This window comes from Enterococcus sp. HMSC072F02, from assembly GCF_001837725.1.
GTDB lineage: Bacteria > Bacillota > Bacilli > Lactobacillales > Enterococcaceae > Enterococcus_B > Enterococcus_B lactis.
In genome coordinates this window covers 1-7,704 of sequence record NZ_KV833911.1, presented here as the reverse complement: position 1 = coordinate 7,704, position 7,704 = coordinate 1, and the positions used below count along the sequence as shown (strand labels likewise).

Sequence of the window (7,704 nt, the reverse complement as noted above, 5' to 3'; positions counted from 1 at the left end):
TTTGATAGTAGATTTAAAACTTTGCAACAGAATCACTTTATTAAATAATTTGAAAATTTAATAAAAAAACTCTCACTCTAAAAGAGTGAGAGCCTGCAAATTAGAGTACGGAATTTTTTGAGAGTTCCGTTCCTTAATATTAACAAATGATCTTAAAGCATACAAGGTGAATTAATTACCACATTTTTTCTTGAATCGTATCTAGCCTTTTAATCTATAGTCCATTTATTTTTTTTTAGACTTTATTATGTCTAAGACAACTAAGACTAACACTAAAAATAAACCAGATTTGTATAATTTCCCCCCGCTTAGCATATTAACAATTATAGTAACAGCTATAGCAAATATAAAAATACGAATAGTAGCTATTTGCGGATTCTTTTTAGTAAATTTTTTTAATGTTTTTAATGTTTTAGATATCAAAAACATCACTCCTTAACTTATAACGTTGAATATCTAGTAGCTACAACTCTTCCAGCTGCATCATATCCTCTTTGGTAATAAAATCCAATCCAGCCATTACCATTTTTGTCCCATTCTTTTGCAACTGCATTCCCTGGAGAAGCACCTTTTTGAGTCCAACTTGCACCGGTTAACAAAGCACCAATTGCCCAACCTGGGATACCAAACATAGCAGTGCTAGCTTTTCCTCCTGCCCAAAAGGCAGCATTAATAGCATTAGCAGCTACTCCAGTGGTTACAGCAATATTTGTATATTCCTTTTTGCCCCATCTTGCAACTGCAGCTCTTGTCATGATATCTGAAGAGTTTGCAAAATCTTCTGCACTATAACCATCCTCATATTTAGTTACGACCATACCATCTTCAGTATACTCAATAACTACATTCTCAGTGCCGTTGCTTTCGTTTAATGATACCACTTGGGAATTTTCTGAAGCATAAACTATAGTAGTTGACGGTAAAACAACTGACCCGATAGTTAACAAAGCTATCCCTAAAGCAAATTTTTTCATAAAATTTCCTCCTCAATCTTATTTATATAAGTATTGGGGTATATGGAACATACCAACACTTAATCCTAATACACTTAAACTTAAAATCAATTAGCTTTTCATAATAAATGTCTCTCTAAAATAAGCGGTTTCATAAAAGGCAATCACTCCATTCAAATTGTTTTTTAGAATCTATACTCCTTTTCTTACTGCTGTTTTCTGCTTTGCTGCTTAGTAACGCCTATATTATAAAATAGTTTTCGTTCAAAGGACGATTCATTTCCTAAAAGGTGGTTTTGAAGGCATAATCGTTTCATTTTTTTTGATTGTGGGATACATGGAACATAGAAATGTTATCTGACTACAACTGCATATTTTCGTGCGTTGTAAATATTTTCAAATGTTGTTCGATTCAGCCAATAAGAACCACTAATTGGATCAGATACATGTACTTGATTACTTCCTTTATTGTATCCATCAAGTGTCACTGCGTGATTATTATTAGCTGCTACACCAAAACTCCAATTTCCCCAACGAATTGGTTGGAAATTGATAGTTACCCATGCAACCACAGGATTTCCGTTCTTTACTTCATTAAGCAATGTAGTCATAGAACTACCTGAAATATTCTGCACATTTCCATATTTTTGCCCCCAAGTTGCTAATGGAGCAGGATAGATAGCTGAATAAGTCCAGGAATTTTCAACGAATGGACTACCAACAAAACCATTATTTGGATTTCCATTTGGAAATTTAGGAATCGTGTTTAAAAACTGAGTTAAACTCCAATTCGTGATTTTTCCTTTATACTGCAATGCTTGTAGTAATGAAGCTCCTTCACAGCCACTTGGAGCGCCTAAAGCATACTGATTGTAATTCTTTACACCAAGAAGCTTATAATCGTCATTGTTTGGTTGTCCATTACCAACTGCGTACCAACCTACGCCTTCATAATTCCAACCTTGTTTTGTAATAATATTTTTTCATTTTGGTCTAACGTGTAATGGTGCCAGTTGACACGCTTATTATACAAACGACTAACTGCAATACCATTTGATCCAGTATAAGAGTACCAACCGATACCTTCATATTTCCAACCGTATTTCGTGATATTATCACGTTCTTTGGCATTTAAGGTATAGAAATGTTCGCCGTTGTAACGATTGTATAGACGATAAACTGGATCACCACTTGTTGGAGCTTGCCAACCAATCCCTTCATAATTCCAACCAATTCTTCTTAAATTATCCCGCTCTCCAGTGTCTTGAGTATAAAAATGTTCACCACTATTTGGATTATACATACGATACATAGGAATTGTTTTTACTGTACTACGAGCAGACCGACTCATTTGCCCTTGTTGTAACTCTTCTTTTGGTGCTTGGGTCGCTTCAGCTTCAGACTGTCCTTCTTTCACTGGTGCTTCTAATTTTACTTGTTCTCCATTTACAATTGCAGTTTGTTCTTCATTAGAACTGTTGCTAGTCACTGTTTGCTGCGTAGTATCATTCCCTGTTTCTTCTGCAAAACATTTTGTGTAGGTACTGCCCACGTTGACAAAATGGTTGCACAAATTAATACTGTCAGTTTATTCTTCATTTTTATTTAGTCCTCCATCTCTTTATTAAAAGTGTAACGATCGTCCTTTTAGGGACTTGATATTGACAATAAAACGATATTTGCTTTTCTTTAAATATTTACTTTGCATTAATGTACAACGTACGACTCTCACTAAAACACAGTTGTCTTTTAGCATTTGTAAAACTTGAACTTCAAAAGAACCTTCCAAACTAGGAACTTCACAATAATAAATTTTGCCGATTTCTATTTCTTGCATTATTTACGCTTCTTTCTAACTGGAACATATTACATTCCTAAATCTCTTTTTACTCGATAAACAGTTTTTCTTGTAACCCCTGCGTTCTTTGCTATTTTAGAAATAGTTTCTTTTTTCTTCAGACCATCAACAATTTCATCGTAAATCAATTTGTTTTTTCCTGTCGCATTGGCATAGTATTGAATCTTTTTACCAGTATAACGCCCATTTTTCTTTGCAATTTCAATGCCTTGTTTTTGACGCTCTTTGATTTTTTTCCGTTCGTTTTCAGCGACGTAGCTAAATACTTCTATGACTAAATTTGTCAGCAAGTCTCTTAATGCAGGGTCAGTTACCCCATTAAACGACGGTAGGTCTAATATTTCAATAGAAGCACCTTTACTACGAAACAATTGAAGTAAGTCTTTTGTATCTTTACTATTTCTTGCTAATCGATCAAGACTAGGAATAATAATCGTATCTCGTTCACGTATAAAAGAAATAAGCTCTTGCAGCTCTGGTCTGTTTTCGATATTTTTTCCAGAGACTTTTTCCTCGAAAATTTTTAAATCGTCTTCAGCAATATTATTTTTGACTGACCAATTTTCAATTAGCTTATGTTGCCGAGCTAAACTTTGATCGTCGGAAGAAACTCTTAAATAAGCTAAATACATTTGCCATCATTCCTATCCAATCTATTTACTATTAGTATACAGGTCTTAGGGTACACTTTGCAATAAAGAAAAAACGTTGAAAAATCAACGCTTTAAGCAAATACGAAATTGTACCGTTAGAGTATACCCAAAAGAAACAACAAATAAACTGTTGATAGCGGGTTCAAGTTGTAGTCGTTGCTGGCGACATCACCTCCTTTAAGTATTTCTTAGGTAACAGAAATGTGAACACAAAAATAAGGACATTAGTTTATTTTAAAACTAACATCCTTAATATCTTAATTTATCCATATTTTGAGAAATAATACTTTTCCAGTCAGAAACTAATTTAGTAAGGAATCTTGCATTGTTTTGTCTCATTATTTCATTATTTCTATTATCTATAAGATCTGTTAGATATTTTTCAAATTCTAAAAAGCTATGGGAATTTTCTTCGACGATTAAATACTTAAGAGAATTTATATCGGAAAAGATAGATTCAAGTTTACTAATCTCATTTTCTAAATCTATATTTTCACGTGTGATTATCTCATCACTTTTTCTTAAAAAGCTAAAAATTGCATCAGTTGCTTTACACTTTTCCATTAAATAAGTATATTCTTCAATTTTTCTTCTTTCTTTATGGTCATTTTTTAAATCAGTTTCAATGTCTTTTTTCATTTGTTCTATACTGAGTTTGTTCTTTTTGTTCTTTTGAGTAAATCTAAAATTCAAACATGAAAAAAGTATGTTAGCAATAACACCTATAATAGCAAATAAATCATTTATACTATTTAATTTCATTTATCATCACAAACTTAGAACTTTACTTATCATCTCATAAGACAAGTTTCCAAATTGATAATTATTGGTAGATTTTAAATCATTATAATTTTCGAGAAATTTTATATAAGTACCTCTCATCGGTGTATGGCTATTAAAAGTGTTAAAATCACTATCTTCAACTATTTCTTGAAACCTATTTAATTTTTCAATAAAAAATTGTGCATAAAGTGCTAACTTAAATTCGGTAGAGCTATTAAAGTCAAAACCTCTAAATTGTATATAATAATTATCAATTGAATTTATATCTTTTAATTTATTTTTACTAAAAGTTATATCTCTATACATATTTAATATGTCTAGAACAAACCGCGAATCTTCTTCTGGCAATGGATCAGAAATATTTTCAAATATTTCACTATAGTGATATTCGTAACCTTCTGTTAGTATTTCTATTTTTTCAGCATAGTATTTTTCTTCGTTAGGATTTAAAGCTCTTAAAATTTCAAACTGATTTATTAATGTTAATCTATTAAGTTTATCCATATTTTATCCTCCATGATTTATTTACTTTCATTATATAAAAGAATGAGATATAATATAAATGAAAGGGCATGCTGTCACATGCCCAGTGTAGTCCGTTCAAAGCGGATGGCATGTAAATAAAGCTTTAGAGCTCGTCTACCTCGCCAAAAGTTGAGACGGCTCTATTTTTTTTGTTCTTTTTTGAACTTTAACCAAGCTAAAATCGAATCGCTAGCTTTCGCTACAGCAGTAATAACTACTGCTACTGATCCAATAATAGCAATAATTTGATCCAATGAGAACAAATCAGGCATTTCCTTTCTACAGAGTACGTCCGATAAGCTAATAAGCCCATAGGCACCACGCTCCATCAATTGGATTTGCCAAACCGCCACAAACTTTCTACAGCAACATTATATCATAGAATGAAGAACTTTATCTCGACAAAAAAGGCTGATTGAATTTTTTAAATATGTTGATTATTTTATGAAGAGATATATTCACTTTTCAGAATATATAGTGTTCTCAGTTATTTATATTTCGTGTTCCTGCCTCTTCTCTTTTGCATTTTTTTGTTGAGTTTCTTCTACTTCTTTTTCATACTTCTCGATCTTATCCGTTAGCTTTTCTTCTCTATCAATCAAACGATACCCACTAAGATCAAATAATCCATTTCTATCTAGTTCTTGCAATATTTCTTGAACATCGATCAATCTATTTAATTTATTTTCATAATGCTTATAGCCCTCTATAAGTCGTTTCCTCTGTTTCTCTTGATTTTTCGCCACAGATATTATCTTTTCTTTCGTTAAATCAGGACGTAGATTATCTGAAGCTAGTAATTTCTTTTCAGCAAATTTAAATTGGCGTACTTCTTCTTTGTACTTTTGTTCTAATTTAATTTTTTGAAGCATCGTAGCACGCTCAATTTCATTCATGATCAGTAAATATTTTTCGTAAGTTACTAAAAGTTTTGCGACATTGTTATAATTTTTTATTTTTCCATCAATCTCAGCTATTTTCTCTTTTGCTTGGTTTTTTTGCTCAACAATTTCATTCAATCTCTGCTCTAATTGTGAAGCTGAAACAATTTTTTCTTCACGAATCGTATTTAAAGCTTCGACTAATTGATTAGTATATCGTTTTCTTGATTGATAATGTAGCTGATCAAATTTATGTTTTAGAACCACATTAAGTAATTCAGGAGTTTCTTTTAAACTATTGATTAAAGAACGTCCAATAAATTTTTGATAAGGTAATTTTTTATTTGAATTATCATCGTTCTCAGGGAGTGGTTCTGCATAGTAATTCCACTTTTCTCCAATTAAGATAGAACAAGATTTACTAATTTCATCGATTACAACATACTCACTAGGAATAAAGAGCCGCTTGATATTCAGTTCTGGTATCGAAATAGATACACCACGATTACTCATAGATAAAATATTTTTGCTAGAAAGTTTTATCTCTTGTGGTTGAATCCCTTGCATTTTTTCCAGTCCACGAATGATCCCTTTCCCTTTTACAGTAAAACTAGTTTGTTCGTTTGTCTGTTTGTCAGTAAGAGTATAATCAAATTTGTCATTGATCCAAATTGTATATTCTCCAGTTTCTTCATTTACATCAACATAATTATTTGGGACAAACACTAAACCATTTAAGTCTTCATGTTCGATAGACACTAGCAATCCTTCTTTGGTCGCTTTCTCTATTTGAAATTCTTGCAATTGAATAGGCGTATCTTCTTGAACAATCACACTTTTTTCTTTTTCACGATATCTTTCTTCAATTGAATTTAAGGAAGAGTCATTCGTAAACTCATAGGATTCTCTAAAATAATCTTTTAGATTTTTAATCCGATAACTATCTGGCAGCAAGCTTTCATTCCATTTAAAATCATTTACATCATTGAAATGGAAAACAAATTGATCTTGTTTATTTAACTTAAAGGTAATTCCATGCTCTTGTTCCAAAAGAAAACTAAAATCTTCCAAGTTGTCACTAGAAAAAAATGTCTCTTCAATCGCTTCTTTCAACTGATTAATGTAGGATTGATTAGCAGAAAGTTTTTGAGAAATATTACTTTCTGTAAATGTTTCTAAGTCATCTAACTTGTCCCCTCTAGTCCGTCTTTGTTGTCCTACGGATAATAAAGCATACGAAATATGTTCCCTTTTTCGATCAATATTTACCCCTAAATGATCCGCTTTTTCTTCAAATCCCTCCCATGAAGTTGATTCATTTAAGCACATGGTTAATCGTTTACGAATTTCAGAACGAAAGCTCGTGTTATTTCTTCTGTTAGAATAAGATTTGTAGGAATCTTTTAATTTTTCTTTTTTCGGTGATAAAGATAAATCATGTTCAGCACAAATACGATTACTAATTTCTTTAATTTTATTTGCTGTTCGATAAGGTTGACTTCTGAATTTTTTCAGATCATAAAAAAGAAACACTGTTAAAAATAATGTGATTATGAATATGTTCTTGATCTATGTGAGTGGCAATCACATATTCAAACTTTCCTTCAGTCAATTCATCAATCAATTGTCGTCCTAATTCATGAGCAAGCTCTGGTGTCACTTTGTCTTCAGGCGAAAAACTTTGGATTAAGTGGTGTGCTAAAACCTCACTCCCACCGACTTTTCGATAATCGCCTTTTACTTCACGTGCATATTCCCTAGTCATTTGCATTTCAACTTCTGCAAATTGACTTTGACAATTATAACTACTAACCAGCATTCCATTATTTGTTTTTTCTGGATTTGTAATATAGCCAATTGCTTTATTTAAAGTAGTTTTTATTTGGTGTATTTTTGTCACTGCCATTAAATAAACCTCTGATTATCTCTAGCACGTCGCATTCTAAAAAGTAATTCTTCGTTAATTAATTTAGTCAATTGATCATAATTTATTTTGGTTCTGTTGCAAAGTTTTAAATAATATTATTTGTCAAATTAAGCGAGACAAAACT

General features: G+C 31.6%; 8 protein-coding genes and 1 pseudogene. All 9 read right to left on the bottom strand.

Features of this window, described 5'->3' with window-relative positions:
• Positions 1 to 225: 225 nt before the first annotated feature.
• The 9 genes and pseudogenes from HMPREF2731_RS02610 to HMPREF2731_RS15220 all read right to left on the bottom strand — a co-directional run bounded on the left by HMPREF2731_RS02610 (position 226) and on the right by HMPREF2731_RS15220 (position 7,559).
• The gene (locus HMPREF2731_RS02610; RefSeq protein ID WP_008266819.1) at positions 226 to 429 is read right to left on the bottom strand and encodes a hypothetical protein; all 204 of its coding nucleotides are present in this window, start codon (positions 427 to 429) and stop codon (positions 226 to 228) included.
• 11 nt (positions 430 to 440) lie between these two features.
• Positions 441 to 974, bottom strand: coding sequence for a hypothetical protein (locus HMPREF2731_RS02605; protein ID WP_002307459.1), 534 nt, complete (start codon positions 972 to 974; stop codon positions 441 to 443).
• A 332-nt stretch (positions 975 to 1,306) separates the two neighbouring features.
• Positions 1,307 to 2,526, bottom strand: a pseudogene (locus tag HMPREF2731_RS02600) (C39 family peptidase).
• Positions 2,527 to 2,819: 293 nt separating this feature from the next.
• Complete coding sequence (locus HMPREF2731_RS02590) at positions 2,820 to 3,443, bottom strand: recombinase family protein (RefSeq protein WP_024635916.1); 624 nt, start codon at positions 3,441 to 3,443, stop codon at positions 2,820 to 2,822.
• 270 nt (positions 3,444 to 3,713) lie between these two features.
• Positions 3,714 to 4,226: a hypothetical protein gene (locus HMPREF2731_RS02585; RefSeq protein ID WP_024635915.1), complete on the bottom strand. Its 513-nt coding sequence runs from the start codon at positions 4,224 to 4,226 to the stop codon at positions 3,714 to 3,716.
• Between the two features lie 6 nt (positions 4,227 to 4,232).
• Positions 4,233 to 4,751, bottom strand: a complete 519-nt coding sequence (locus HMPREF2731_RS02580) for a YfbU family protein (protein ID WP_024635914.1) — start codon at positions 4,749 to 4,751, stop codon at positions 4,233 to 4,235.
• A gap of 161 nt (positions 4,752 to 4,912) precedes the next feature.
• Entirely contained in the window at positions 4,913 to 5,125 is a 213-nt protein-coding gene (locus tag HMPREF2731_RS02575) for a hypothetical protein (protein ID WP_070872262.1), read from the bottom strand.
• Positions 5,126 to 5,263: 138 nt separating this feature from the next.
• Complete coding sequence (locus HMPREF2731_RS02570; protein WP_256337558.1) at positions 5,264 to 7,186, bottom strand: relaxase family protein; 1,923 nt, start codon at positions 7,184 to 7,186, stop codon at positions 5,264 to 5,266.
• The gene (locus HMPREF2731_RS15220; RefSeq protein ID WP_256337556.1) at positions 7,170 to 7,559 is read right to left on the bottom strand and encodes a relaxase/mobilization nuclease domain-containing protein; all 390 of its coding nucleotides are present in this window, start codon (positions 7,557 to 7,559) and stop codon (positions 7,170 to 7,172) included. Before HMPREF2731_RS15220 ends, HMPREF2731_RS02570 begins: the two co-directional genes overlap by 17 nt.
• Between the last annotated feature and the right edge of the window lie 145 nt (positions 7,560 to 7,704).

Bases quoted from the DNA above. Each gene is read 5' to 3' on its own strand.
- HMPREF2731_RS02610 (WP_008266819.1), bottom strand. From the start codon at position 429: ATGTTTTTGATATCTAAAACATTAAAAACATTAAAAAAATTTACTAAA.
- HMPREF2731_RS02605 (WP_002307459.1), bottom strand. From the start codon at position 974: ATGAAAAAATTTGCTTTAGGGATAGCTTTGTTAACTATCGGGTCAGTT.
- HMPREF2731_RS02590 (WP_024635916.1), bottom strand. From the start codon at position 3,443: ATGTATTTAGCTTATTTAAGAGTTTCTTCCGACGATCAAAGTTTAGCT.
- HMPREF2731_RS02585 (WP_024635915.1), bottom strand. From the start codon at position 4,226: ATGAAATTAAATAGTATAAATGATTTATTTGCTATTATAGGTGTTATT.
- HMPREF2731_RS02580 (WP_024635914.1), bottom strand. From the start codon at position 4,751: ATGGATAAACTTAATAGATTAACATTAATAAATCAGTTTGAAATTTTA.
- HMPREF2731_RS15220 (WP_256337556.1), bottom strand. From the start codon at position 7,559: ATGGCAGTGACAAAAATACACCAAATAAAAACTACTTTAAATAAAGCA.